The organism is Leisingera caerulea DSM 24564 (genome assembly GCF_000473325.1).
Taxonomy (GTDB): Bacteria; Pseudomonadota; Alphaproteobacteria; order Rhodobacterales; family Rhodobacteraceae; genus Leisingera; species Leisingera caerulea.
Map to the genome: position 1 here is coordinate 36970 of NZ_AXBI01000020.1, position 23092 is coordinate 60061.

Genomic DNA, 23092 nt, shown 5'->3' on the forward strand with positions numbered 1-23092 from the left:
TCAAACCTCCGCCGCAGCATCCCGGAACGCTGCGAGATGCCGCGCCTCGGGGTCGGTGTCATTGATTTTCCGGAAAGCTTCGATGAAGAGCTTCTCAGGAGTCGTGTCCTGAAGGGAGGCAACCTTCACAACAGGTGCATCATTTGCAACATCGCGCTGCACTTTCAGCCCGGCCGTCCGTACCGGATACCCGGAAAGAACCGCTTCGGCTTCTGCAAGAATGACCGAGGCGGGGCCATCCGCCGACAATGTCCCATAGACAAAGGGCTGCAGATCCGCAGGCGTCTCCGGGTCAAGGTCCAAAGCATCAAGTGCGACCCGGAATTCATCGAGGGACATGTTGCCGGTTGCGGGCAGGCGGTAGAATTCTGCCGGTCGCGGAATTTCGACATGGCGCCATTCCACATTGCCATCAGCAAGATCAATCAGGGTTACCCCGTGGCGGTAACGGATCTCTGCGGCGGAAAGCGGAAAACAGGAGCCGGAATACCGGATCCGTCCGCCGTCGAGCGATTGGGGGCCGTGCAGATGGCCCAAGGCAACATATGCGATGTCTTCATCGAAGACATCGATCGGCAGCGCGTGTTCGCCGCCGATCAGGATGCGCCGTTCTGCGCCCTCGCTTTCCTCGCCGCCAATGCACGTCAGATGCCCCATCGCGATGATGGGAAGATCCCCGGCAGCGGCGCGGGCAGCCGCGGCCATTTGCCGGTGAAGGCTGCGCGCGGCATCAACAATTGGAGATCGGCCCGGGTCGGAGTCCGCAAATGAGAGCCCCGGCATATCCGCGGCGCGAAGGAACGGCACCGCCATGACCACAGCGGCCGGAGCCCCGTCCGGGCCCGGCACCTCGATGATGTGGCGCTGCAGGTCGACGTCTTCATCCTGGCGGCGGACCGTACCGATGACCTTGGTGCCCTGCCCGGACAAAATGGCCTCCGGGGCCTCGAGACGGCCTGCGGGATCGTGGTTTCCCGATGTCATGATGATCAGGAGGTCCGGTCGCCGCCTGCGGAACTCTGCCAGTGCATCGAAGAGGATCTTCTGGCTTTCCCCGGAAGGATTGATGCCATCGTAGATGTCCCCGGAAACGAGGAGCACATCAACCTGCTCTTCCTCGATGATCCGGGCCAGGCGTTCAAAGAACACCCTGTGCTCGCCATCGCGCGCCCACCCATTCAAGCTGTGTCCCAAGTGCCAGTCAGCCGTGTGCAGAAACCGCAATTCATCCTCCGAAGCAGTCCCGGACAACCTCCGGGGGAATTGTCTCAATCCGCTCCCGGAGGGTACGAAATAGTTTTTCGCTTATCAAGATGTTCTTTTCGCCATAAGGGCAGGTTTCGAAATGTGGATAAGTTATTCGGGAATGTTTAAGATTTTCGCATTCCGGTTATCCTTGCCGAAGCCGAAATTCTGAAAGCACATATCATGAAATTCACTGCCCTGAGCGCGAGCGCCCTTCTCTTTGCGATTGCGGCCTGCTCAACCTCGAAACAGATGGACATCCCGGATGGGATGGATGATCTGGTTGAGTATGCGACCGAAACATTTGGACCGAAAGATTCCGGGGACATCTCGGACGTCTTCGGTAAGGCGACCAGTCCCAACAACCCCTATGGCGGCCGCAGGATCCCCGCGGGCTACTCTGGCGATTATCATCCTGCCCCTGGGAATGGCGTCTACTGGACGTCCCCGGAAGGATGCACTTATTCCCGGACCCAGGCACCCGGATACGAGCCGGAGTGGTATCTCGTCCTCAACCCCCATCACATCGGCAAGCCCAATGCGCACGCGCAGTGCGCTAACACGGTGCGGGAAATGCGGGGCTGAAGCCCCTGATCCGGCATATTGCCGGTCCGTGCGGCGAGATGCCTGAATGCATCAGGCGCAGCGCCCCGGGCATGCCCGGGACGCTGAAGACTTACATGCTGAGGCCGGCCGAGGCGTAGCCGGGCTCCTCGGGCTCCGGTTTATAGCTCAGGCGATCCATCCGGCAGTCGCTTTCCGGGATGTCAGTCCGCAGGCCCTTGTATGTGGGCTGATAGATCGCGCCGCCTTTGAAGGCGTAGAGGTACTTGACGTCGATCAGGCTGCCCTTGGGAGGAATGCCGGCGTTCGCGGGGATCGTCACGTTCCCTACAGCCGTCCAGTTGCTGTCGTCATCCAGCAGCTCAAGCCCGACCGAGCGCTTGCCCGGCCGCGAGTCTCCCACGCGGCAGGTCACGTCCTTCCAGAATTTGACCTTCAGCACTTGCCCGCCGGAACTGGGCTTGCCCGGGGTATCGAGGCTGTCGCGGTGGCGCAGGATGAAGCCTTCAGCCTTGCGCTCCTGCAATTCCGGGAGATGCATCGCGAAGAACTCGCGCGCCGGGACCGGAATTTCCACCTGAAGCATTTCGTCCAGCCCGGCCGCCGCGATTTGCTCCTTGAGACTCTCCAGAAGGGCGGCGCGCTGGCTGAATGTTGCTTGAGGCGGCAGGTCCGGGTGGCGCTTGATATCGAAGATGACCAGTTTCGACCCAAGATCTTCCGCATCAACAGCGATCGGGAAACCCAGTGCTTCATGCAGAGCCTTGAAGGCGTCATCAATGGGGGACTGAACGCCAACAGCAATGCCGCTGCGGTTCGAATAGACTGCAGATCCGGCATCACAGCTAGCCCCGCGGCGTTCCCCGTCGTGCTTTTCCTGGACGAGCCACTCGTCGCCGAGCTCCAGTGCGTCTTCGAGCGAAATTTCATTTGAAAGCTGCGCCTGGAAGTCCGTCTTTTCGCCGGCGAACTCGCTGGAAGAGAAGCTCACCCCGTCTTCATGTTCTGTGTAACCGCCTTTGATTTTGCTTTTCACGAGTTTTTCGTAGATGGGCAAGGCCGCCTCATACGGCAGGCCTTCTCCCTTGTTTTGGAGCTTGAGAGGTTTGCCGCGGCGCCCGTTATGGGCGTGGACCGCCCATGCTCCATCCTTTTCGAAGAGGTCAACGTTGTAGACCTTGTCCGAACTGCCCTCGGTTTTGTACAGCTTGACGCTTTTGCTTTCCATGACTCACTCCGATTTTCGCAAACTCAACGTAGAGGATCGAAGCGATAATGTGAAAATATTTTCGCGTTCAGCCCTGATCCCTTTCCGCGGCCGCCAGATGCGAGCGGCCGGACCAGGTCAGCTAGATTTGCCCCAGGCGGTCCAAGTTGAATTGCACGATTGACTGGCGCGTGAGGATGCCGTCCTCAAGCCAGCCGCGCTCCGAGCCGCATCTGGACTCGAGCAGGACGAGATCGCGGATCTCCGACGGGTCAATCGGTTCAGAAGAATTGCGGTCCAGCCTGTATTGGAAGCCCATCAGGTACTTGAGAGCCTCTGCCACCTCCCCGCGGGAGGCGGTTGGGCTTTGGATTACGCCCCGAACATAGAGCAGCATCTTGAGGCGGTCCTCGAACGCAGGTTTGCAGGAGCGCGCAATCAGGAGCGGATAGAGCTGCAGGCTCGTGTTCGTGTAAGCATTGAGTTTCTGGGCGATGACTTTGATGTCATTCCCTCTTGGCACCTTGTTGATGTACTTTCGTGCGCCGGCGATTAGAGCAGGTGTGCTTATGGATAGGCTCGCGGCGATCGCGTCCACTTCAAGTTCGCTGATGCCGGAGGTGCCGTCCATCCACTTCTTGACCAGCTCGAGGGGGACGTTCAGCTTGGCGTCGGATGCAAGTTTGTCCCTCAAGGTCTTTGCTAGAGCGGCTCTCCCCGGTCCCTCTAGCTGGAGCCGTTCCACAGCGGCCCGCTTGATGCGCTTACTGATGCCGGGGTCGGCTTGCGGAATCAAAATGCTTTCCAAAATGCCGCTGAATTCCTCAGGCTTTCTAAGGTTCGTCAATGCGCTGCGCTTTCTGGGTTTGGGAGGGGGGTCGGCCCTTTGGAGGCCGCGCATATTGATGATAGCGCTGCGCGTTTCCTGATCAGCATCCAGCGCCCGCAATATGGCGTTAAGGCTGGAGGTGTTGGGGCGCAAAAGCCCTTTGAACCATTTTCCGAGAGCGTGATCTGAGGCCTTTATACCCTGCTCCTGCAGCCGGGGCTTCAACCATTCGTACAAGCCGGTTCCGTATGGGAGGCCTTCTGTATCGAGTAGTGTTTTGATCAGCCTCATCGCGAGCCTGCGGTGTCGGCCCGCGACTTTCTCTGGAATAGCCCAATCCGGTGTGGAGCCCAGCAACCAGGAGATTTGCACCACGAGTGTCCATCTCATCTTCTCCGGGTTCCTCATTGCTGAGGCCAGGGAAGTGGGCGTTGCGGGCTCACCTGGCGCTCCTTGCAGTGCGTCCGCCAGGTTCATGATGAAACGCTTTCCTCGAATTGGGCCGCAAATCGGAGCCAGATCTTTTGCCTGGGGGGTGTCGGTCAACTGCATGGAGCCGTCGAACGCTGCCTTCCCACGGGATGCGCGGGTGTCTTTCCGGAATTGCCTTTGGTGCAGATAGCCCTTGAAGGTCGGCAGGTGTTTGGCCAGGACCCGACAGGTCTCTGCCCGCGGCGGGTTGTCGCCTGAGAACAATCCTGCGATCTTATTTCTGTTGCTGGGAACGCCTTCGCTCTCCATGATTTTGGCAAGCCAGGCCACAGGGCTTTCGGTCAGCTCCCCCTTCACATTGCTGATGTCGGTCAGGATTGCGCGAGCCCCGCTCTGCCATTTCGGCCCGATCCCCATCATCCCCAGAAGGGGCTTGGGGTATTCCCCTATCAGCATGCCCAGATGAATGCCCAATGGAGCCGGAAGAGGCAGCTCGCCGGCAAGGTGCCGCTCGATCCTCTCAACACTTGTGGTGTTGCCCGGCAGAGGCTTCATGAGCTTGTGAAGCTCCGTTGCGGCCTCCCTCTCATTCAGGGAGGGGAAATGGCTGTCTATGAGTGTCTGGAGCCCGGTTTGAGCCATTTGATCCCCCTGTGGATGAATTGACCGAGCCAATCGCAAATGAGGCTCCGAAATGCAAGGACGAGAAGCTGCGCGCCGGGACCGGGAATGGAAGCTGATGTCCGTTGTTTGCCGCGCTTCGCATTTTCGCCGCATGCTGGAACACTGCCTGAAAATTGGAGGATCCGATGGACCTGATTTTCGAAGCTGAACATGTTGCCGCGCTCCTGAGCGCCTCGCTGCGTTCATCCGCAAGGCTGCCTTGCCTGTCACAAATGATGAACCCGGATCTTTGGCGGCAGGATCTGGATCCGTCCCGGATCAGGCTCCTGCGCCAAGAGCTTGAAACGCTCGGCGTGGTCTTGAGTGTGAGCGCCGATGATATCGACCCGAGCCGGATAGAACCGGGTTTGTGGCTGGTGGGAGGAGAAGGCGTTTATCTGATGTCCAATGCGCCCATCGAAGATCTGCGCGCCAAAGGAATCCAGCACACCGCATACGCGGAGGGCTGCGACCCCGGACTGGTCTCTCCTGGGGAATGGATCCGAATGAAGCGGGCCACATTCGGGGGAGATGATGGCGTCGAGTTCTTGTCGTCAGCTTCAGTGTCTGCCGGACTTCCCAAGGCCGGAAAGTATCGGCTGTTGATCACGCCCGAGACGATGATCCTGCCAGTTCTGCCCAAGGAGCGGCGCATGAGCCTCCCGGAGGCGGGCATGGAGACATGCGACGCAGTTGGCGTTCCGGATCTTTAATCTTGCAGCATGCGGCCCGCCTGCCGATCGCAGCTGAAAGCCTGCTCATCTAACAGAATTGTACTAGGGATCGCGCAGGCCCGGCCCCTTACGTTCTTGCGGAGACCGCCGGAAAATGCGAAAAAGTGAGCAAGGGCCGGCAGATCCGGCCAAGAGGATTGACGATGACATCAATGAATGCGGTTGCCGCGTGTAAAGCTAAGCCTGTAGGTCGTGGTGGACCGAAAGATGGCTTGCTGAGCCAGGAGGAGGAAGCCAGGCTGGCCTTGGCTTGGCAAAAGCACAAGGATTATGAGGCCCGCCAGCGCCTTGTCCTGGCCTTCGATCGCTTCCTGAGCAGCGAAGTTTCCGCATTTCTGCGAAAAATGCCCGTGGACAAGGCTATTGCAATGAAGGGGGACCTGAAAAGCGAAGCCGCCATTGGAATGATGAAGGCGGCCGACAAGTTTAACCCGGACAAAGGGTTCCGCTTCTCGACGTATGCCCGCTGGTGGGTCCGCGCTGCGATGCAGGACTACATCATCTCGCAGCACAGCCTCGTGCGGATTGGCGGCTCGGGGCGCCTGCGCATGCTTTTCTTTAATCTGAGAAAAGTCATGAAAGCGATCGAGGCCAAGCATGAGAAAATCGGCGAGCGGCTGACCAACGATGCTCTTTCGCGCCTTGCCGCCGAGAAGCTGGGCGTCCCCGAGGATTTTGTGATTGCGTATGGTGCGCGGATTCTCGGCAGCGACGTCAGCCTGAACGTTCCGCTGAAAACCTCCAGCGAAGACGGGGGCGGCGGCGATTGGATGGATTTCCTGGAGGATGAGGCGCCTGACGCTGAAGCTGAGCTGATCAGCAGTAACTCTGGAAAGGTTGCCAGCGACCTCATCGAAACCGCATTGCTCAGCCTTTCTGAGCGGGAGCGGGACGTGATCCGCCAGCGCAAGCTTCAGGAGGAGCGGCCGTCGACGCTCGAAGAACTCAGCGTGCAGTATGGTCTTTCCCGTGAGCGGATCCGGCAGATCGAGGTGAGAGCTCTCGAGAAGATGAAGCGCGCAATCAAATCGGCCGGGCCCAGTTATCAGGATTTCGTGCCTTGAATTACAGGAGGCGGACATGAGCTGTCCGCCCTCGGAGCAGGCAGCGGCCCGACTTCCGCCGCCCTACTGCAGCTTGTCGAACATCTCAATGATGGCGCTGCTGTCAGCCCTTGCAGAAAAGCCAGGCGCCTTGTCCGGAAGCCGCTTCAGTTTCCCTGAGGCCAGTCCGGAGCGAATGCAATTATCGCAGACAAGCGTCCCGTTTGCCGGAGGCTTGCCGGTAAACGCCAGAACCTCCATATCCGCCACTTCAGACCCGTAGTGCCCCACCAGGAGGTCTTCGGTCACTTCGGCCGCACAGCCGCGGCCTTGCGTGTTGTCCCGCGAGAAAATTACGGGATAAGACTTGCTGCACAAGCCGCATTTCACGGAACTCATCGTCCACCTCAATACTTCATCGTCCCCCATAGTCGCATAGAAACACAGCGCGGTGGAGTTTTATTTTTCGCAAATTGCGCCGGACGTCTTTACAGTAATGTTTTTCGCAAATATTCTAGCCTCATCTGCCCAGGCAGACTGCCTCCTAATCCCCAACTGACCCGGACAGTGTCCGGGTCATTTTTCCAGAGGCACTAATTGATTGCATCAAGGGGGCCAGGCTCCCGATGGAGAGTGGCATGGCGCAGCTGGAGAAATCCGCGGCTACAGGTCTTTCAAAATTGCGCCGCGTCTGGATGGTCAGGCTTGACAGGACAGCTGCGGCGGAAGCTCAGGCGCTTGAGACCGGGCTTGTTGTTTTTGACGCGGGCGTGCGCGCAGACCTGTCTGATCATCTCGAATTTGCCGATATCCTCGAAGAGGTCGCTGAGGCAAATCCTGGCGAGAGCCTGCGGCGGCAAGAAGCCTCGGCGCGGCAGCTCCATCTCCTGTTGCATGACATCCAGGCCGGGGACCTTGCAATCTCCCCGCTGCGCACCAGCGGACGGCTGGCAGTGGGCGTCTTCCGCGGCGACACCGGAGTTGACCGGGACGGCAGGCCGGGCCGTATGGTTCAATGGCTGCGCAAGGATGTTCCCAGAAATCAGCTGATGCATGACCTTCTTTACTCGCTGGGCGCAAAGCAGAAGGTCTGTGAAATTGCGCGCAATGACGCGGCCAGGCGCATTGAGGCGGTTCTGGGCGGGAACGCAGATCCTGGCCCGGAAGGGGCTGGAGGGCTTCTGCCGGATGACCCGGATGAGCTGGAGAGCCTACTGCGCCAGAGGGTCATGTCCCGCATGGGTGTGGTGTTCAGCGGGCACGCCCTGGCCGATCTCATCGGCGAAATTCTGAAAGTGCGCGGGTATCAGGTTCGGGTCTCGCCGCCCGGGCCGGATGGCGGCGTGGACATCTATGCAGGGAAAGGCGACCTGGGAGGTGACAGCCGCCTGATTGTCCAGGTCAAATCCGGAGATCAGACGGCCGGGCATGAAACCCTGCAGCGCCTTGAGGGCGCTATGCGTGCGGCAAAGGCGCAGCAGGGGCTCCTGGTCAGCTGGGGCGGCTTTACCCGTCAGGTCGCCGCGCGCAGCGAACAGCTCTGGTATGAGGTCCGCATGTGGTCGGCCGCTGACGTTATGGATGAGTTCGTCGATTGCTATGACCGGCTGCCCCTGCACATCCGCGATACCATGCCCCTGCGCAAGGCTTGGCTCACGTGATGGTCAGTAGCTCAGCTCTTCGGTCTTCGACGGAATCCGGATGATCTGCTGCGCCTTGCGGCTCGCCAGAACCTCCCTGAACTCACCGATGAGGTCATGCATGAACATGGGGCTGAAGGACCTGATCGGCACGTTGTGGCGCAGGCAGGTCGACGTCTCGATGTAATCGAGATTGTAATCATTCATGCCAATAGACGCCTGGCGGCTGGGGTCCATCCCTACGCGCATGCATTCCTCGATCGGAACCGGCATCCGGTTGTCATGCTCGCGTGCCGTTTTGGTGGTGATCGGCAGGAGAAGGACGGCCGGCCCATCCTCGGTCTCTTCGCGCATCAGAACAACGCATGGCCTCAGCTTGTCGGACCGCGTATGACCGCGGGCGCTTTGCCATGACCAAAGGAATGGGTAGATGATCAAATCCCCTTCTGCGAGATCCATCCGGCTCTTGATCGCACCGTTCCGGTTCTTTCCGGGCTCACAGTGTGCGTCTTGTTTCCTGATTTGCTCCGTCATGATGAATCCTTGGTGGACAGTGCGACAATGATAGCCCCCGTTCTAAAAATAGAAAAACAATAGTAAGCGAAAAAGTGAACATCTAACTTACAAGTATTCGATTTTCATTGTCATTTTCCAGAAGGAGTCTGTGAAGGGCGATACGTTGCGCGCGCTGCTCTTCCTGGGCGCTTTCAATGTCATCCAAATTCCGGATTTTGGAAAATCGCTTCAACGTTGCCGCCTGAAATCCACGGCAAGCTTCCGCTGAAGCTTCCGGGAGAGCCCGCAGAGGTTTCATGTTGTGGCGCGCCAGCGCAGAAGCCCATTGGGAAAAGCGCCCGCAGAGGCAGGCAACCGTGCCGGCCGTTACGGTCGCTGAAGCGATGGTCTCAGCCAGCGCGTCTTTGGCGCCTGCCGCCACGAGGTACAAGGTTAGCGTTTCCGCCTCCTCCAAGGTGTAGCGATGGAGATTGATCAGCGAGGAGGTCAGCAGCGGCAGGTTAGCGCCCCTGCCCTCCTGAACCGCCTTCACACCGTCATGGTAGAAGTGGCGCCAATCCTCCGATGTGATCGCATCGGCCGCCTGGAGGCGGTCGGTCAGCTCTGTGAGCAAGTGCTGTGCCCGGGAGACATGGGTGAAAGGGTCGCCCAATGCTTCCGTTATACCCTGAACGCGAGCGGATCCAAGGGCAAGCGCCATGCGGAGGGCCTCGCCATGGGCATCGCGGGGTCTGTCCTCAAGAAGTTGGAGGCACCTTTTCTCATACTGTGCAGCTGATGCTTCTCCGAAAATCGGACCGTCCACTTGCAGCATATCCGAATTTTTCTCCTTTTCAGAGGTCAAGCGATGTCTGCCAGCCTTTAGCCGAATTGATGCGAGGAACATCCACCACTTCGATTTTCCGGTCAAGGAGCCTGTAGTCCGGGATCTCGGGAGGAGCAACAGTCAGAACGCAGAAATCAGGGTCATTTCGCAATTCCAGGCGATGCCCCATGTGAAGCCGCCCAAGGGCATTCACACCGCGCAGCCGTCCGGAGCCAATTGGCTTCGCGCCCCAGAAATCATCACGCAGCGATTTCTCCACGATGGGCATGTCTGCGCTTTGGTCATAAAGCGGCTGCAGGCGAACCGCATTGAAGGCGTGCCGCAACTGAATGCAATGCCGCATGATGGGGATGTTGACCCGATGCCAGTCCTCCCGGGTCTGCGAGATGAACTCGTAGGCTTTCCGCTTGGCCTTGATGGGAGACTTCACCGCCAGGATCTGCTCTTGAATGTCAGGACGGTGCGGAAAGCGCATGGCCTGGTAGTGATGCTCGCTCGACAAAACCGCAACATCACCGATCTGAAATCCATAGCCTGAGGCCATGTTGGAGAAGGGGCCGAACGTATCGCGGACGCGATGGAAGACAGCGCATTCGGCTTCGGAATACTCACGGATGCTCAGCATTTTTCACATCACCGGTTGAGGTTCCGGGGCCGCCTCGGCGGACCTCGAAATGAAGGCCGAGAGCGCGTCCCTATCGATGCCGGAGAAGAGCGCCCCCTCGAAATCCCTGTAGATGGGCGTGAGGGTAGCCAAGTGGCTCTCCAGCTGCAAAAGGACCTGCTTTGGCTTGCTGACCTCATATGCCATCTCCCGAAGTCCGGGAAAATCAATTGTGAACTCAGCCATGAACTCATCGGGCTGTGGTGAGCCCTCGCAGAATGCATCGGCGTCAAAGGCTGGCCAGGCGGCAAGGATCGGCATCATGCGCTCCATCAGCCCGGCCTGATCCGCCTGCTTTTGCCCCCTGAACATCCGGCCGAAGATTCCGCGCTGCTCAGCGCCGGCAGACCTGGAGAGCGAAGCCAGAAACACGGCGGGATCCGCATCCGGCAGCACACCCGCCATGGCCAGGGTGCGCGCCGCGGTGAGCTGCACGCCAAAGGCGAGCCTGCGCTCGGCGTCGGACAAGGCGGACAGATGCGGCCGGTTGTCCGTGGTGCGAAGGAAGCCGGTGCGCAAGCCATTGACCCTTTGCAAGACCTTCAGGCTCACATGGCGCAATGTTTGCTGATCGATAGTGTCGAAAGGGTCAGTCGCCGGGAATACCATTTCCATCTCCTTCACATGCCGGGGTAATCAAATGCGGGTTTTCGCTTTTCCATGAGATCGAGGTGTGCGCGCGCCTGGTCGGCGTGCCGCTCGAGCAGCTGTGAGATCCCTGGATCCCGCGCAGGAAGATGTTCAACGCAATGCAGGAACATCTCGAAGAATTCCTGCCGCGCCTGACGGGCATTCAGGCCCCGGATACGGACGCCCAGCTCGGTCAGCGCAGGGTCCTCTTTCCAGATCAGATCCTTGCCCGCACTGCGGGCCGGTTCGCAGATCGCCGCGTCGCGCTCGTCCAGCCGGATCCTGCGGTCGATCAGCTTTATCTGGATTTTCTGAATGTCCACATTCTTCGGGGACAGCCCGAAGGCTTCAATGATCACCGCCTGGGAGCGGTCCTCATAAGTGCGGAATGCCGGCATCAGCTCCTTGAGAGGTGTTGCCATATCCCCGAAGTAGGCTTCCGAGGCGTCGTGCAGCAGCAGGGCAAGCGCATCCTCCCGCATCACGATCAGGCCGTTCTCGATGGCCCATTGCGTCATAAGAACGGAGTGCTCGGAAACGGAAAGGAAATCGCACTCCTCGACCAGCTGGCCATTGTACCTGCAGCATCGTGACAGCCCGGCGCCGATATCGCGAATGGACACATCGCGCGGCGATGGATGCTTGATAGACCACATGCCGCCGGTCGATGTCGCTAGCCAGGGGCCGCGATCCGCCACAGGCAGCGATGTGATGTCGTCGAAGGGATCCGGATTATGGATGCTCATAGCATTTTCCTTTCCCTCAGATTTTATGAGGGAGATGCGAAAAAATCACACAAGGAAAGAAATTTGGGTTTTTCCGGCAATCTGTATATTCTCCCGAAGAACGAAATCCGGAGATTGCCGCACCATGCTGACCGGTCGTGATTGCGATGTTGGGCAGCTCGAAGAACTGCTGGCGGGGCAGCTGGAGGCTGGCTCCCTCGGGATTGGTGCGTTCCGCGATGGGAGTGACGCGGCCGATCCGCTTGCATGGGCGGTCCAGGCCCGGAAGCTGCTGGGGGACCGGGTCAGGATTTACGGGTTCTGGTGCTTTGAAAACCCGGCTGCAACGGTCATGGGGGAGCTTCGCGAGCGCCATGATTTTGCGGTCATAGACCGGAAATGGATTCTGGATCTTTGGGTGCGCCGCTTCTACTCCGGGGAAGGATCCGGATGGGTGGATCTCGATGATGAAGAAGGATACGCCGCGGCGCAGGCGCTCTACGGGGACCCGGAGACCTGGGAGCGCGATCTGGATATGGAATACCGTGCAGATCATCAGATCGGTCCGGGGCATACTCCGATGCCCACCGGGCTGTCAGGCTCTGAAGGCATGGATGCAGAATTCTCAGCTTGACGGGGGAGAGTTCCGCATTCCATGATTCAACCATGGATTTTCCAAGCGACATGCTCTTGTACCGGGTGAACCCTGAGAGAAAAGAACGACGGTTCTATCGTCTCAGGATTTTGCGGAGCCTGTTTGGTGAACCCCAGCTCATGCGGGAGTGGGGGCGCATTGGGCAGCCCGGACGGATCCTCTTTGAAACATTCAGGTATCCGGACCAGGCGGAAATGGCATTCTGTGTTCTGGCTCGGTAAAAGCTCAGACGCGGATACCGCCGCATCTTTGCGCATTCGCCACATGCGAAAGCGGAGCCATCCCGCTTCCGCCCTGGGAGCAGGGCCTTCGACATCATCGAAGATCCGCTTTCCAGCATTTTGCTATCTGAGAGCGCCGGACCTGCGCATGAGCGTCTTGTGTCAGGCTATGCAGCTTCACCTGATGCAAGATGAAGCTCAATTTCCGGTATCGGCTGCAGGTGCAGTTCCTGGCCGACCAGGATGGTCTTCAGGTGACGCATCAATGGCAGGGCATCCTCTTCAGACAGTTCCTGCTCGCCATTGAGCGGAAACACGATGACCTGGTCGCTGAGCGCCATATCGGAGGCCAGCTTGCCGCTCTCTTCCCGGAGTGCGAATTGCAGCTGATCAATGTCCAGAAATGCAGGTTCCTGCCAATGCGCAGCCAGCGCCGCCGTATGCCCTGACCCATCCGTTTGGGCAAACCAAGTGACGGGCGAAGAAATCGCACCGGAATGGATTTTCCGCACTGTTCGGCTCAATCCGAACCGCAGCCGAAGCTGCGGGCTGAAGCGGATCCGGTGCCAGTTCCCGGAAACCGTTCCATCGAGCTGCAGAGTGCGGCTGCTGAGGGCGGGAGCCGGGCTGGCGCCTGCAGGACGCTCCCTTATCTCCCGAGGCAGGTGAATGACCTCACCGTCCATTGTTTCGGATACCTCCTGCCTTCGGCTGGCTGACTTGCGACCAATATGCAATTTCGCAAATTCAGCGGCAACCGGCCGGCAGGGGGCTGGAAGCTGTTTATCGGCTTCCGCCCCAGGTTATCCACATTCCTGCGTAGAGCCCTTGCGGCGGCGCGGGGCGGGCGCCATCAGGGCGCCGCGGCTCCATGGCCTGGCGGTAGCGTTCTGCCGTCAGCGGATTAACCAGGGTGATTGAGCTGACCTGAGGATGATCGTTCAGGACCTTGAAGAAATCCGGATCCTTTCGGATTTCCCTGCTGAAGCCGCGGCCGCCACCGATTGGATAGCGCATGGACACAAAATCATCGCCTTGCTCGTTGAGGCTGGAGTATTCAGGCTGGCCAAATCTTTTCTGCGGGAAAATTCGGCCCATGTGTCTGGCCATCAGCGCCTCCAGCCCCTTGTCCCCGAAGATCAGGCCGTAGTCCTTAACGGGGAACTCATCCGGATCAAAGAATAGAAGAATTTCATGAACCGGGTCTTCATCTGTAGCCCCGTCATACCACTCCGGAGTGCGCCGCTCGTATAGAACCGGTGTAATCTCGATCGATGTGACACCATGAGCGCGGAGCGTCTCCTGGTTTGCATATGGCGGATACCCGATGGAATAGAGCGGCGCCGTAAGTGGAGCCAGCTCGAAAAAAATCAGATCGTCTGGGCTTGCGGGATAATTTTCCGGGAACAACATGAGTGTGATTTCGCCATTGATTGAGGTCCTCCTTACGATCAAACAGGAGCACCATCAAGAAGCTTGATCAGTTAGTTAAATTCTTGTTGTCATGTTAATGACCAAATGCACCAGGATACCTCGCATTCTGGCATCCAGTTGGAAGCATTGCCTGTTTTTTAGGCGAGCATCTTTCAGATTCAGACCTGGGTGAGTGTGCGGTGAAAGGTGCGCGCCCGGTCTGTGACCCGGTAGAGCACCGATGGCTTCTTATGGCCTGGCATGATCCGGGACTCGCCGGTTTCCTCGATGAAGCCGAGATCCAGAACTTTGCGCCGGAACGAAGCGGAGTTGATTTCCTCACCGGAGATGATCTCGTAGACCTGATGCAGCTGTGCGAGCGAGAAGCCATCCTGCAGCAAGCTGGCCGGAAGAGAGGAGTATGCCCCCTTCCCTCGCAGCCTCTGAAGGGCCGCAGCGATGATCTCATCATGCCGGAATGCGGCGGCCGCCTTCAGAGCTTCCTCAACCGGAAACAGGGACACATGCGCCTGGTCCAGATCTTCGAGCTCCTCATGCGGCACGAGTGCGAGATGGGAGACCGACAGCGACCAGCCTCTGGGGTCCCTGGAGGCGCCGGAGAACACTCCGAGCTGTTCCAGGTGATAGGGCGGCATGCCGACCTTATCGCGCAGCACGCGGTGCGCGGCGGCCTCGACGGTCTCATCCTCGTTGGTCCGGACCCAGCCTCCGGGTAAAGCCCAGGATCCTTTGAAAGGATCTTGTTCGCGCTTCAGGAGCAGAACGCACAGCTGGCCGGAGGAGATGGTCAGCAGGACAACGTCGACTGTGGTGATTGGGTAGATGATGTCCGGGTCGTTCATTCGGTGGCTCCTGTTCTTGGGATCAGGATCGCAGATAAAATCGCATTGTGCAACTTGATAAATGCCGCGTGCGAAGCCGGGCAAAGAAAAAGCCCCGCGTGAGCGGGGCTTTAGATTTTCGCAAGTTGGCTGCTTAGCCTTCGAGAACCGGGTCCTCGTCATCGCCGCCGATATCGAAGTCGAAGTCGATATCGCCGTTGGCGTCATAGCGCATGTCGCGCAGCTGCGCGCGCAGTGCTTCCAGCTCTTCGTCGCTCGGAACGTCGGCTTCCGAGAAGGACACGAGCTCCGGCGCGGTATCGAAGTCGTTCACGCGGGTTTCGCTGTCCCAGGCATAGAGAACCGCACCAGCCTGGTCTGCCACCATCAGCATATCAGCGCCATCGCGGCTGAAGACCTTGGCGGAGAAGTCGTAACCCGGCATGCGGCTCTTCAGCAGCTTGCGGCATTTCTCCACCGCGGAGGTGCCCCATTCCTTGTCTTCGAAACGGCGCAGGTCCTGCAGCACGGTGTTGGCGTCACGCGGGCCAAGGCGGCGGGCCTGGATTTCATGCGGCGGCAGAGTGGTGAACGGCTGGAATGCCAGGTTCATCAGGTCCTGGTTGGGCATGATGGCGGCCATCTGGGCCTGGTTGATGCCCTCGCCGGGATAGCGCAGATCTTCCAGGGCGGCCTCCACGCGCTCAGTGCCATGCTCGCGCTCGGCCTGGGGGGCCTCTGCGGCGTTGGCTTCCAGCTTCGCGATTTCCGCGCGCAGGGCGTGAGCTTCCTTGGCCTTGGCCAGCTCAGCATCAGTCAGGTTGTGGCGGGTCGCATCGCCAACCTTGAGCTCGTTCAGGGCCGCCAGGGATTTGCCTGCCGCGCCGGTAAATTCGTTGCCATATTCGACACTCAGGCGGGACTTCATGCAGTCCACCAGGTCGGGCAGCTTGGCGAAGGCGCCGTCGGCGAAGCGCGGCTTCACGGGCGTGAACTGTTCATCTTCATCAATTTCGTTGCGCGCGACGGCCGCACGGTGCGCCTTTTCGGCGGCACGGTTGGTCTCAGCCAGTTCAGCGCGGTTCTGCTTGTCATCCTTGACCAGCGCGGAGAGGCGGACGATGGCGTCCCCCATGTCGCCGGCGGGCACGGCCATATCTTCGCCGTCGCTCTTGCGGATCATGATCTTCAGATCATTGTCTGCCATCGGGTCCAGCACTTCGCCACGGAAGCCGCCGTTCTCGCCGCGCCAGGTGACGATCATATCGCCGGCAACGAGGTGCTTTCCGGTTTTCGCATCAGCGGCGCTCTTGTATTCGCTCAGAACGTTCTCGCTGATGGGCAGAAGTTTGGCGGGGTTGCCTTCGTAGGTGGCATTCAGGCCTTTCTCGTTAAGGGCCTTCTTCAGGTCGATGGACATGGATCTCTCCTCGGTTCTTCGTTCATGGTGGAGCCTATGAGCAACGACTGAAAAACCAAAATGGGAATTCCGCAGCACATTGCTCAGCTGTTGTAATACTTTTTCGCATAGGCGGCAATCGAAAATGCGAAAAACTGATTTCCATTCACCGTCTGCAGTTCTAGTATGAGGGAAATGTATTGCTCGAAATTGGATTGCGCATGAATGACCACAACCGAAAGCTGGCGCTTGCCATGGACGCAGGAGCCGCGCCCGAAGCGGCAGCTGGGCTCGAGGCGGTGATCGCTGATCTCGACCGTGCGGCGCCTGAGGGCGGGCTGGATACCTATATCGACCTGGCTTGCCGCATTTTGGATCGCTGCATGCTCAATGCAACGGCACGGGAAGTCATTGCGAATGGAATCCAGAACATTGACGTGTACTTCCGCGGCGGTTTCCTCAGCGATGCGCTCTCCGAGCTTGCTGAAGACGCCACTGAATTCTGGGGTGGCCAGGAAGAAAACCCCAAGAGGAAGGGCAGCTCACGGGATCGGCGCAGCAGCCGGGATGAGATCCTCTTCCTGACCGAGGTCCGTACCCGGCTTTTGGATATGCTCGCGCAGATGCCGGAAAGCGAATTCAAGCGGCGCAGCCTGGCGAATGCGGATGTGATCGCGGATGTTTTCGGGTTGCGCGACTATGAGGCGCGCATGCTCTATATCCTTCATGCCGCAACAGAGATGAGCCCCATCGCTAAGGTGGTCAACAACCTGACGTCTGATGTCAGCATCCGGGAAGCGGCGCTATGCGCTTTCATCGATGCAGACCGCAGTAGCGTAAAGGAGCTTCTCAACGGCCGCAGTCTGAGCGTGCGGCGTGGGGTGCTGATCCTGGACCCGGATTATTCCGGGTTTACTGATCAATTTGAGCTGCGGCCGCCCATTCGCATCCATATGGGCAGTGAGGACTTGGAGCCTGAAGAGCTTCGCGCGGGGCTTCTGCCCAAAGCGCAGGCGGCGAGCATCTCCCTGAGTAATGCCCCTCATCTGCAAGCGGATGCCGATCTTTGCATCCGCGCCCTGAAGGGCGCAAAGGCGGCTGGTACGCGGAACGTCTCCATCCTTCTCTATGGGCCTCCGGGCACGGGCAAGACCGAGTTGAGCCGCATCATTCTTGCGGAGGCGGGCTATCAGGCCTTTGCTGTCGCCGAGGAGGAGGATGGCGCGGATCTCGACCGGGAAGCGCGGATTGGCGATCTGCTCATGGCGCATGCATTGCTGGAGAATGATCCGGATGCGGCATGCGTCTTCGATGAAATGGAGGATCTCACCGTGCGCCGGACCGGTGAGGGCAGCAAGATTGTTCTGAACCGGTTTCTGGATGATGCCAAGGTGCCGACGGTCTTCGTTGCCAATGACCTCGACATGATCCCGGACTATTTGCTCCGGCGGATGATGCTGGTTCTGGAGGTCCCTGTTCCGCCTGTGCAGATCCAGCGCAGCATCCTGAAAAGCCTGGCTTGCGAAGCGGCTATTGAAGTTGAAGATGGCGACATCGCCCGCATGCAGGGGGTTGCTGATGTTGTCCCGGCAGTGGCCAGGTCCGCCGTAAAGGCCGCCAGCCTGGCTGGCGGAGGTGCCCGGGATCTTGAGAGAGCCTACCTCAACCTCAATAGCGCTCTGACCGGCCGCCGCCTGAAATCCCCGCGCAGAGCCGCGCAAGATATCTACCGTCCGGAGTTTTCCGAGACCGACATCCCGCTTGCGGGTTTCGTTGAAAAGCTGCGCGGGCGCGGCGCGATCAGAGCGAGCTTCCTGTTCTTCGGAGCCGCGGGAACCGGCAAAAGTGCCGGGGCGCGGCATATTGCTGATGCAATGGGAGTGAAGGTGATCGAGAAACGGGGGTCGGATCTCCTGGGGGCTTATGTGGGGGAAAGCGAAAAATTGATCCGATCGGCCTTTGAAGAGGCCCGGGATGAACGGGCTGCGCTGGTCTTCGACGAGATCGACAGTCTGCTGAGCGATCGCTCTGATCATGGCCGAAGCTGGGAAACCAGTCAGGTCAATGAGTTCCTGAAAGCGCTGGAAGATCATGATGCGCCGGTCTTTGGATGCACCAACCTGCGCGACCGGATGGACAAGGCGGCAATGCGCCGGTTCCTCTTCCATGTGGAATTCAAGACCTTGCCCGGCGAGAAGGCGGCTGCCTGTTTCACCCATTATCTGGGGCTGCCGGCGCCGGACGCGATTGCGAGCCTCTCCGGCCTCACGCCGGCCCATTTCGGCCTGGTGAAGGCGCGCTGCGAGATGATGGGCATCGAAAGCCCCGCTGAAATGGTCCGGATGCTGGAAAAGGAGGCCGTGGACTTCGGCGGCGGCCGCAAGATCGGTTTCCAGGCCGCCTAGCGGCCGCGTAATCCGGCCTATCTGAATTGAACTGTGGAGGTCTCATGACGTTTAAAAAGAGGATCGCGCTCTTCGCCGCCGCGCTGGCAGTTTGCCCCGTTTGGGTGGCAGCTGAAGGCATCCCGGACTTTGCAAGCCTCGATCGCAATCGGGACGGGGCGCTGACCCTGGCCGAAGCGCGGCATTTCATGGACACAAGAACGCTCGAAGCGGATTTCAACAGGAGCGGTAAGCTCGATCCCAAGGAGCTGTCCCGTGCTGCCGCGCATATGAATGAGCGGCAGGCGGCGGACTACATCGAGCTGCTGGACACCGATGGTGACAATCAGCTGGACTACGATGAGATCGCCCAGGATCTTCCGATGATCTTCCAGGCCGCAGATCTGGATAGAAGCGGCAGCCTCTCTTCAGAGGAATATGCCGAGGCAGTAGCCCGCTTCGGCCGATAGCGCTGGGAAGCAATAGAAAAGGGCTCCGGCAGCATGCACGGAGCCCTTTTTTGTTCTATCTGCCTGCTCTCAACCCTGAGCGCGCAGCACTTTCTCGATCTCGGCCGGAGGCTCGCCGAACACCTGGTCATCCGTCTTTGTGCCGAACAGGCGGACATAGACCACGCCATCTTCCCCGATCATCATCCCGATCCGCTTCATGGCGCACTCATGCGGCCGGCAGGTCTCGTAATACTCGTAGGACTGATCCTTCAGGGTCAGTGTGATGGGCTTGCCTTCAACGCCGCCCCTTTCGAGCACAAAATCAACCCAAGCGGGCTGCTCGCCCAAAAGCTCAGTCACCCGTTCCCGAACGCCATCCTGCGCCAGAGCGCCATGAAAGCGCAGCTCGTCGGCCTGTGCCGCGGCTGTCAGGCCGATGGAGAACGCAATTGCGCAAATGGCGTGGCGGATCATATGAGGCTCCTGGTCCGTGTTTTGCTCTTTGCCAGAAATTAGGCCGCCTTCGGCGCGCACACAAGATGATGTGAAAAATTTTTTCCACATCCCTTCATTTTGCGCTCATGCGCCGGGTGCGGCGAGATCTCCGCTGGACGGCTCAGCGGGCTCTGGCGGATACACCATGTCACGGAAAGCTGCCGGGTTATCACGGCGGAGCGCCTCCATTTCGGCGCACAAGGTCAGAAGCCAGCCCTGCCCCGTAATCTCGCCGGGACGCCCGGTGGCACAGCATCTGTTTTCTGAGGCCGTCTCCGCCCATGCTGCAATGGCGTGAATATCATCGATGAAGTCATCCGGTCCCGAGGCGGACACGTAAAAGCGCAGGGTTCCGAATTTCTCCTTGGTTTGGGAGATGCACACATGCGCATCCTCCTCCAAGGACAGCCGGGCCGCGATCCCCCCGCAGGCGCGCTCAATGACACGGGTCCATCCCGCGGGGAGGCCATATACCTGATTGGGCTGTTCCACCCCGGCTTCCCGCAATACGTTGATCGCAGCATCAATGCGGCGATGGTATTCCTCGGCGGTCATGTCTTCCGGTTCTGGCAGCACCGGCTCAGCAATTTCTCCGGAAAAGCCTGCCAGGCTCCATCCCGGAACCCGAACCCGGTTCAGAGCATTCACCAGCTGCTGCACCTGGCCCGCGCCGGTATCGCCCTTGCCGGCCTCGGCAAGATCCAGGCTCCCACCGCTTTCGTGGGTGAATGCGCCGCGGTAACGCATCCGGAAGGGGCGCATGATCTCTTCACGCCGCTGGCACGCATCGTTCATGGCGACATGCCTTCCTCAAGCGCTTCCTCGACTTCCAGCAGCCGCGCCTTCGGCTTGCCATGCGGATAATCAAACCCGTCCATTACCTGCTCGATAATCGATTCCAGGGCGCTGCCGTGATAGAAGATGCAGCGTTCGCCCGTGAATTTGCGATCCTGGTCGTAGTCCTGATCCGCGCCGATCTGGACCACGGCTTCGATTTCAGCCTCGACGCTGCCGTAAGCATGCGCGGCATGGAAAAGTTCCAGCAGGCCCTCGGCGCTGTCAGCTGCGAAACGCTCATCTGGGCCATGGTGTCCCGGACGAACGATGTAGTCGCCGTCGATGCGCGCGCCGACGGTAGCCAGGGCGTCCTTGAAGCTCTTCCGGGGCAGGAAGACGGTGCCCTGGCGCAGGAGGTGCCGCTTTTCGTCACCGCCAACATTGGTTTCCGGGATGCATTCGATGATTTCCGCAGAAAAATCCCCGCCCTCATCAATTTCCGGGTTCCGCACATAGGCGGCCCCGTTCTCAGGTTTGATGTCCCCTGTGTGTACCCACTGCATGCGGCAACTCCCATTATGTTCCGGATATTCTTAGCAGCAGCGAACGAGAATTCGCATGCCCTGGTCAGCGCATCGCTGCTTGCAGCTGAGCAATGCGCTTCCGGAAATCCGCCAGCTTGCGCAATTCCCAAACCTCGCGATCCGTGCCGGGCTCCATCTGCGCAATGTCTTCAGCGGTCTCATCCCCGGTAAGGCCGGTCGTGCCTGAGAGGTTGTTGTAGTCATACTCGAAATGCTCCTCGAGCTCCTCCAGCAGGGCGGGAAGGTCTTCAAAGCCGGCGGGGACGCCTTTCAAGGGCGCTGCTGTCACGGTCATCAATTATCTAATCAGTTTTTCGCATATTCACGTTAGCATCTCAGAAGTGAAACGCAAAGAATGGGGTGGGTGATGATCGAGGATTTTGGCGAAAAAATTGATGGCGCGGCCAAGGATCGGTGGAGCCGGTACCGCATCCGTCTGAGCGCGATTGAGGATCGCGCCATCCTCGATCACACGTTTTCGGAAGTCTTCCCGGAGCCCAACTACCAGGCTCTGGAGAGGGATGGTGTTGATCGCACTGTCCTGGCCTTCATCCGCGCGGCACGGGACAGTATCCCGGCCAAACCCCGGGCAACCCGGAACAATAAGCACCGCCTGGTCAGTTGGGGGAACACGGTGCTGTCATTGCGCAGGTTCTCCCGGCAGCTCCTGAACGGAGAGGTTGGTCCCGAGGCCCTTGAGGACGCATTGCAGCGCAGCGGGCTGAAAACGGCCTCGCTGCTGGGCAAGATCCGCGCTTACGAGCGCCTCGGTCACGGCACCTCCCTGAAGCCATATGTGATTGGCAACAGTGTCTACAGGCGGCTTGACGGTATTGCCTTTGATCCGCCGCAACGGCGCTGGACGATCGAGAACCGGAAGAACCAGTTCTTTGCACAAGGAGGCACGCTCGATGAGGTGATCGGCAGTCTCGGACAGCATGTCGCTGATCAGGACCCTGCGCCAACAGCGGCTTCCAGCCAGGCCAAGCATTTCAAAATCTACACCTACCGCAACGGAGGCGGCCGGGTCTGGCTTGGGCGTAAGCTCGCAGGGAAGCTGATCGATATCATTTCCTTCGACACCACCGCCCAGGCCCGTAAGTACAAGCTCAATAATCTTGAAGAGCTGGTCCAGCGCTATGAGGACCTCAAGAAGACACCGGGAGAGCGTGCCGCCTCCAACCGTGACAGGCGGGGCGCCGACCACCGCAGCGGCCGTGACGTGACACCAGGAGAGTTTTCGGCAACGTTTGGGTTCCGCGGCGTCCAGTTCGGCAATTATGTTGAGGGGCCGCGCCGTCAGCAGGATCTGAACGATGCATTCGATGCCCTGATGGACCTCTCTGAGGTCCTGGGGTGTCAGCCTTCCGCGCTGTCGCTGGACGGGCGTCTTGGGCTTGCCTTCGGCGCTCGGGGAACCGGCGGCGTCGGGGCTGCTGCCGCACATTACGAGCCCCTGCAGACGGTGATCAATCTCACCAAGTCCAAGGGAGCAGGCTCTCTTGCCCACGAGTGGTTTCATGCTCTCGACAATATGGTGGGCCGCAAGCGCGGAGCGGCCACCTATTTCGGCACCGGCCTTGAGCAGGGATGCTCTGCGGGGCTCACCTATGAAGACCGGGCACCGGTCGAGGCGCTGGCCAGGCTGGGGGCGGATCTCGCTTCCGCCCCAATGGCGGAGCGAGCAAAGACGGCTGACCGGTACAGGTCGACGCGGTATTACAGTCTTCCCTACGAGATCAGTGCGAGGGCATTTGAGGCGTGGGTCTGCGACCGGCTGGGCCGGACCGGTTCCCACAATGACTACCTGGCAAACATCCTCCCCGAAGAGGTTTTCGACGCAGAGGCGCGTCTGCTCGGTTTGCCGGACAGCCGCTATCCATATCCCCGGCGGTCGGAGATGGCAGAGATTTCTCGCGTCTTCGATAGCGCATTCGGTCCCGAGGGGGCCATCGCGCAGCTGCTGGGCGGTCTGGATGTTGTGGAGTTTTCCGGTTCCGGGCAGAACAGCATCAAAGGCGTCCGGGAAACGGAGGGGGCTTTGGCGCATAACCCGGAGGCGGAAGACGCTGTCCGGGAAGATGAGCTTGAGATCAGCGAAGACGACGATCTCGTGTTTGGCTAAGCGGCCGTTCGGTCTGCCGCTGGAGCC

26 protein-coding genes are annotated in these 23092 nt (G+C 59.5%); 9 read left to right on the plus strand and 17 right to left on the minus strand.

Going from position 1 to position 23092, the window contains the following annotated elements; all coding sequences use genetic code 11:
- Window positions 1-1251: an exonuclease SbcCD subunit D gene (locus CAER_RS0103470; RefSeq protein WP_245597323.1), complete on the minus strand. Its 1251-nt coding sequence runs from the start codon at window positions 1249-1251 to the stop codon at window positions 1-3.
- Between the two features lie 177 nt (window positions 1252-1428).
- Here CAER_RS0103470 and CAER_RS28745 point away from each other — a divergent pair, with 177 nt between their 5' ends.
- The gene (locus CAER_RS28745) at window positions 1429-1830 is read left to right on the plus strand and encodes a hypothetical protein (RefSeq protein WP_027234104.1); all 402 of its coding nucleotides are present in this window, start codon (window positions 1429-1431) and stop codon (window positions 1828-1830) included.
- A 91-nt stretch (window positions 1831-1921) separates the two neighbouring features.
- On the opposite strand, the gene CAER_RS0103480 is transcribed toward CAER_RS28745, so the two are convergent.
- Window positions 1922-3037 (minus strand): hypothetical protein, encoded by a 1116-nt coding sequence (locus tag CAER_RS0103480; RefSeq protein WP_027234105.1) that lies wholly within the window; start codon window positions 3035-3037, stop codon window positions 1922-1924.
- Between the two features lie 121 nt (window positions 3038-3158).
- On the minus strand, window positions 3159-4919 hold the full coding sequence (locus CAER_RS0103485) for a hypothetical protein (protein ID WP_027234106.1): 1761 nt from the start codon (window positions 4917-4919) through the stop codon (window positions 3159-3161).
- Between the two features lie 167 nt (window positions 4920-5086).
- Between CAER_RS0103485 and CAER_RS28750 the strand changes: the two genes are divergently transcribed.
- Both CAER_RS28750 and CAER_RS0103495 read left to right on the plus strand, forming a co-directional pair.
- The gene (locus CAER_RS28750; RefSeq protein WP_051357668.1) at window positions 5087-5653 is read left to right on the plus strand and encodes a DUF3085 domain-containing protein; all 567 of its coding nucleotides are present in this window, start codon (window positions 5087-5089) and stop codon (window positions 5651-5653) included.
- Window positions 5654-5817: 164 nt separating this feature from the next.
- The gene (locus CAER_RS0103495; protein ID WP_084299381.1) at window positions 5818-6738 is read left to right on the plus strand and encodes a sigma-70 family RNA polymerase sigma factor; all 921 of its coding nucleotides are present in this window, start codon (window positions 5818-5820) and stop codon (window positions 6736-6738) included.
- 63 nt (window positions 6739-6801) lie between these two features.
- On the opposite strand, the gene CAER_RS0103500 is transcribed toward CAER_RS0103495, so the two are convergent.
- The gene (locus CAER_RS0103500; RefSeq protein ID WP_027234108.1) at window positions 6802-7116 is read right to left on the minus strand and encodes a hypothetical protein; all 315 of its coding nucleotides are present in this window, start codon (window positions 7114-7116) and stop codon (window positions 6802-6804) included.
- A 296-nt stretch (window positions 7117-7412) separates the two neighbouring features.
- Between CAER_RS0103500 and CAER_RS28755 the strand changes: the two genes are divergently transcribed.
- Complete coding sequence (locus tag CAER_RS28755) at window positions 7413-8378, plus strand: restriction endonuclease (protein WP_161631054.1); 966 nt, start codon at window positions 7413-7415, stop codon at window positions 8376-8378.
- A 3-nt stretch (window positions 8379-8381) separates the two neighbouring features.
- Here the strand turns inward: CAER_RS28755 and CAER_RS0103510 are convergent, their stop codons facing one another.
- From CAER_RS0103510 to CAER_RS28760, 5 genes are all read right to left on the minus strand, one after another.
- The gene (locus CAER_RS0103510; protein ID WP_154667635.1) at window positions 8382-8711 is read right to left on the minus strand and encodes a hypothetical protein; all 330 of its coding nucleotides are present in this window, start codon (window positions 8709-8711) and stop codon (window positions 8382-8384) included.
- Between the two features lie 262 nt (window positions 8712-8973).
- The gene (locus CAER_RS0103515; RefSeq protein WP_154667636.1) at window positions 8974-9717 is read right to left on the minus strand and encodes a hypothetical protein; all 744 of its coding nucleotides are present in this window, start codon (window positions 9715-9717) and stop codon (window positions 8974-8976) included.
- Window positions 9707-10324 carry an NADAR family protein gene (locus tag CAER_RS27345; RefSeq protein ID WP_051357670.1) on the minus strand — a complete coding sequence of 206 codons (618 nt, stop codon included), beginning with the start codon at window positions 10322-10324 and terminating at the stop codon, window positions 9707-9709. Before CAER_RS27345 ends, CAER_RS0103515 begins: the two co-directional genes overlap by 11 nt.
- Window positions 10325-10327: 3 nt before the next feature.
- Window positions 10328-10972, minus strand: a complete 645-nt coding sequence (locus CAER_RS0103525) for a hypothetical protein (RefSeq protein ID WP_154667637.1) — start codon at window positions 10970-10972, stop codon at window positions 10328-10330.
- 11 nt (window positions 10973-10983) lie between these two features.
- A complete protein-coding gene (locus CAER_RS28760) occupies window positions 10984-11739 on the minus strand; it encodes a hypothetical protein (RefSeq protein ID WP_051357671.1) in 756 nt (251 codons plus the stop codon).
- A 124-nt stretch (window positions 11740-11863) separates the two neighbouring features.
- On the opposite strand from CAER_RS28760, the gene CAER_RS0103535 reads away from it, so the two are divergent.
- Complete coding sequence (locus CAER_RS0103535) at window positions 11864-12352, plus strand: hypothetical protein (protein WP_027234112.1); 489 nt, start codon at window positions 11864-11866, stop codon at window positions 12350-12352.
- Window positions 12353-12402: 50 nt separating this feature from the next.
- A complete protein-coding gene (locus CAER_RS30745) occupies window positions 12403-12594 on the plus strand; it encodes a WGR domain-containing protein (RefSeq protein WP_409359723.1) in 192 nt (63 codons plus the stop codon).
- A gap of 167 nt (window positions 12595-12761) precedes the next feature.
- Here the strand turns inward: CAER_RS30745 and CAER_RS0103545 are convergent, their stop codons facing one another.
- The 4 genes from CAER_RS0103545 to CAER_RS0103560 form a co-directional block, all read right to left on the minus strand.
- Window positions 12762-13280: a hypothetical protein gene (locus tag CAER_RS0103545; RefSeq protein WP_154667638.1), complete on the minus strand. Its 519-nt coding sequence runs from the start codon at window positions 13278-13280 to the stop codon at window positions 12762-12764.
- A gap of 97 nt (window positions 13281-13377) precedes the next feature.
- Window positions 13378-14007 (minus strand): hypothetical protein, encoded by a 630-nt coding sequence (locus CAER_RS0103550; RefSeq protein WP_027234115.1) that lies wholly within the window; start codon window positions 14005-14007, stop codon window positions 13378-13380.
- A 179-nt stretch (window positions 14008-14186) separates the two neighbouring features.
- Complete coding sequence (locus CAER_RS0103555; protein WP_027234116.1) at window positions 14187-14870, minus strand: NUDIX hydrolase; 684 nt, start codon at window positions 14868-14870, stop codon at window positions 14187-14189.
- A 133-nt stretch (window positions 14871-15003) separates the two neighbouring features.
- Entirely contained in the window at window positions 15004-16269 is a 1266-nt protein-coding gene (locus CAER_RS0103560; protein ID WP_027234117.1) for a hypothetical protein, read from the minus strand.
- Between the two features lie 200 nt (window positions 16270-16469).
- Here CAER_RS0103560 and CAER_RS0103565 point away from each other — a divergent pair, with 200 nt between their 5' ends.
- The gene (locus CAER_RS0103565; RefSeq protein WP_027234118.1) at window positions 16470-18653 is read left to right on the plus strand and encodes an AAA family ATPase; all 2184 of its coding nucleotides are present in this window, start codon (window positions 16470-16472) and stop codon (window positions 18651-18653) included.
- A 44-nt stretch (window positions 18654-18697) separates the two neighbouring features.
- Window positions 18698-19102, plus strand: a complete 405-nt coding sequence (locus CAER_RS0103570) for an EF-hand domain-containing protein (RefSeq protein ID WP_027234119.1) — start codon at window positions 18698-18700, stop codon at window positions 19100-19102.
- Between the two features lie 69 nt (window positions 19103-19171).
- Here CAER_RS0103570 and CAER_RS27355 read toward each other — a convergent pair whose 3' ends face one another.
- The 4 genes from CAER_RS27355 to CAER_RS0103590 form a co-directional block, all read right to left on the minus strand.
- The gene (locus CAER_RS27355) at window positions 19172-19558 is read right to left on the minus strand and encodes an Ivy family c-type lysozyme inhibitor (protein WP_161631055.1); all 387 of its coding nucleotides are present in this window, start codon (window positions 19556-19558) and stop codon (window positions 19172-19174) included.
- Between the two features lie 105 nt (window positions 19559-19663).
- The gene (locus CAER_RS0103580) at window positions 19664-20374 is read right to left on the minus strand and encodes a hypothetical protein (RefSeq protein WP_027234120.1); all 711 of its coding nucleotides are present in this window, start codon (window positions 20372-20374) and stop codon (window positions 19664-19666) included.
- Window positions 20371-20919 (minus strand): hypothetical protein, encoded by a 549-nt coding sequence (locus CAER_RS0103585; protein WP_027234121.1) that lies wholly within the window; start codon window positions 20917-20919, stop codon window positions 20371-20373. The genes CAER_RS0103580 and CAER_RS0103585 overlap by 4 nt, the downstream gene beginning before the upstream one ends.
- 64 nt (window positions 20920-20983) lie before the next feature.
- The gene (locus tag CAER_RS0103590) at window positions 20984-21235 is read right to left on the minus strand and encodes a hypothetical protein (RefSeq protein ID WP_027234122.1); all 252 of its coding nucleotides are present in this window, start codon (window positions 21233-21235) and stop codon (window positions 20984-20986) included.
- Window positions 21236-21295: 60 nt separating this feature from the next.
- On the opposite strand from CAER_RS0103590, the gene CAER_RS0103595 reads away from it, so the two are divergent.
- On the plus strand, window positions 21296-23065 hold the full coding sequence (locus CAER_RS0103595) for an LPD5 domain-containing protein (protein ID WP_027234123.1): 1770 nt from the start codon (window positions 21296-21298) through the stop codon (window positions 23063-23065).
- Window positions 23066-23092 lie beyond the last annotated feature (27 nt).

Bases quoted from the DNA above. Each gene is read 5' to 3' on its own strand.
- CAER_RS0103510 (WP_154667635.1), bottom strand. From the start codon at position 8,711: ATGCGCGAAGAGACCGAGGATGGGCCGGCCGTCCTTCTCCTGCCGATC.
- CAER_RS0103595 (WP_027234123.1), top strand. From the start codon at position 21,296: ATGGGGTGGGTGATGATCGAGGATTTTGGCGAAAAAATTGATGGCGCG.
- CAER_RS0103525 (WP_154667637.1), bottom strand. From the start codon at position 10,972: ATGGTATTCCCGGCGACTGACCCTTTCGACACTATCGATCAGCAAACA.
- CAER_RS0103480 (WP_027234105.1), bottom strand. From the start codon at position 3,037: ATGGAAAGCAAAAGCGTCAAGCTGTACAAAACCGAGGGCAGTTCGGAC.
- CAER_RS0103585 (WP_027234121.1), bottom strand. From the start codon at position 20,919: ATGCAGTGGGTACACACAGGGGACATCAAACCTGAGAACGGGGCCGCC.
- CAER_RS28755 (WP_161631054.1), top strand. From the start codon at position 7,413: ATGGTCAGGCTTGACAGGACAGCTGCGGCGGAAGCTCAGGCGCTTGAG.
- CAER_RS0103570 (WP_027234119.1), top strand. From the start codon at position 18,698: ATGACGTTTAAAAAGAGGATCGCGCTCTTCGCCGCCGCGCTGGCAGTT.
- CAER_RS0103500 (WP_027234108.1), bottom strand. From the start codon at position 7,116: ATGAGTTCCGTGAAATGCGGCTTGTGCAGCAAGTCTTATCCCGTAATT.
- CAER_RS0103545 (WP_154667638.1), bottom strand. From the start codon at position 13,280: ATGGACGGTGAGGTCATTCACCTGCCTCGGGAGATAAGGGAGCGTCCT.
- CAER_RS30745 (WP_409359723.1), top strand. From the start codon at position 12,403: ATGCTCTTGTACCGGGTGAACCCTGAGAGAAAAGAACGACGGTTCTAT.
- CAER_RS27355 (WP_161631055.1), bottom strand. From the start codon at position 19,558: ATGATCCGCCACGCCATTTGCGCAATTGCGTTCTCCATCGGCCTGACA.
- CAER_RS0103565 (WP_027234118.1), top strand. From the start codon at position 16,470: ATGAATGACCACAACCGAAAGCTGGCGCTTGCCATGGACGCAGGAGCC.
- CAER_RS27345 (WP_051357670.1), bottom strand. From the start codon at position 10,324: ATGCTGAGCATCCGTGAGTATTCCGAAGCCGAATGCGCTGTCTTCCAT.
- CAER_RS0103535 (WP_027234112.1), top strand. From the start codon at position 11,864: ATGCTGACCGGTCGTGATTGCGATGTTGGGCAGCTCGAAGAACTGCTG.
- CAER_RS0103590 (WP_027234122.1), bottom strand. From the start codon at position 21,235: ATGACCGTGACAGCAGCGCCCTTGAAAGGCGTCCCCGCCGGCTTTGAA.
- CAER_RS28760 (WP_051357671.1), bottom strand. From the start codon at position 11,739: ATGAGCATCCATAATCCGGATCCCTTCGACGACATCACATCGCTGCCT.
- CAER_RS28745 (WP_027234104.1), top strand. From the start codon at position 1,429: ATGAAATTCACTGCCCTGAGCGCGAGCGCCCTTCTCTTTGCGATTGCG.
- CAER_RS0103495 (WP_084299381.1), top strand. From the start codon at position 5,818: ATGACATCAATGAATGCGGTTGCCGCGTGTAAAGCTAAGCCTGTAGGT.
- CAER_RS0103550 (WP_027234115.1), bottom strand. From the start codon at position 14,007: ATGTTGTTCCCGGAAAATTATCCCGCAAGCCCAGACGATCTGATTTTT.
- CAER_RS0103580 (WP_027234120.1), bottom strand. From the start codon at position 20,374: ATGAACGATGCGTGCCAGCGGCGTGAAGAGATCATGCGCCCCTTCCGG.
- CAER_RS0103560 (WP_027234117.1), bottom strand. From the start codon at position 16,269: ATGTCCATCGACCTGAAGAAGGCCCTTAACGAGAAAGGCCTGAATGCC.
- CAER_RS28750 (WP_051357668.1), top strand. From the start codon at position 5,087: ATGGACCTGATTTTCGAAGCTGAACATGTTGCCGCGCTCCTGAGCGCC.
- CAER_RS0103485 (WP_027234106.1), bottom strand. From the start codon at position 4,919: ATGGCTCAAACCGGGCTCCAGACACTCATAGACAGCCATTTCCCCTCC.
- CAER_RS0103555 (WP_027234116.1), bottom strand. From the start codon at position 14,870: ATGAACGACCCGGACATCATCTACCCAATCACCACAGTCGACGTTGTC.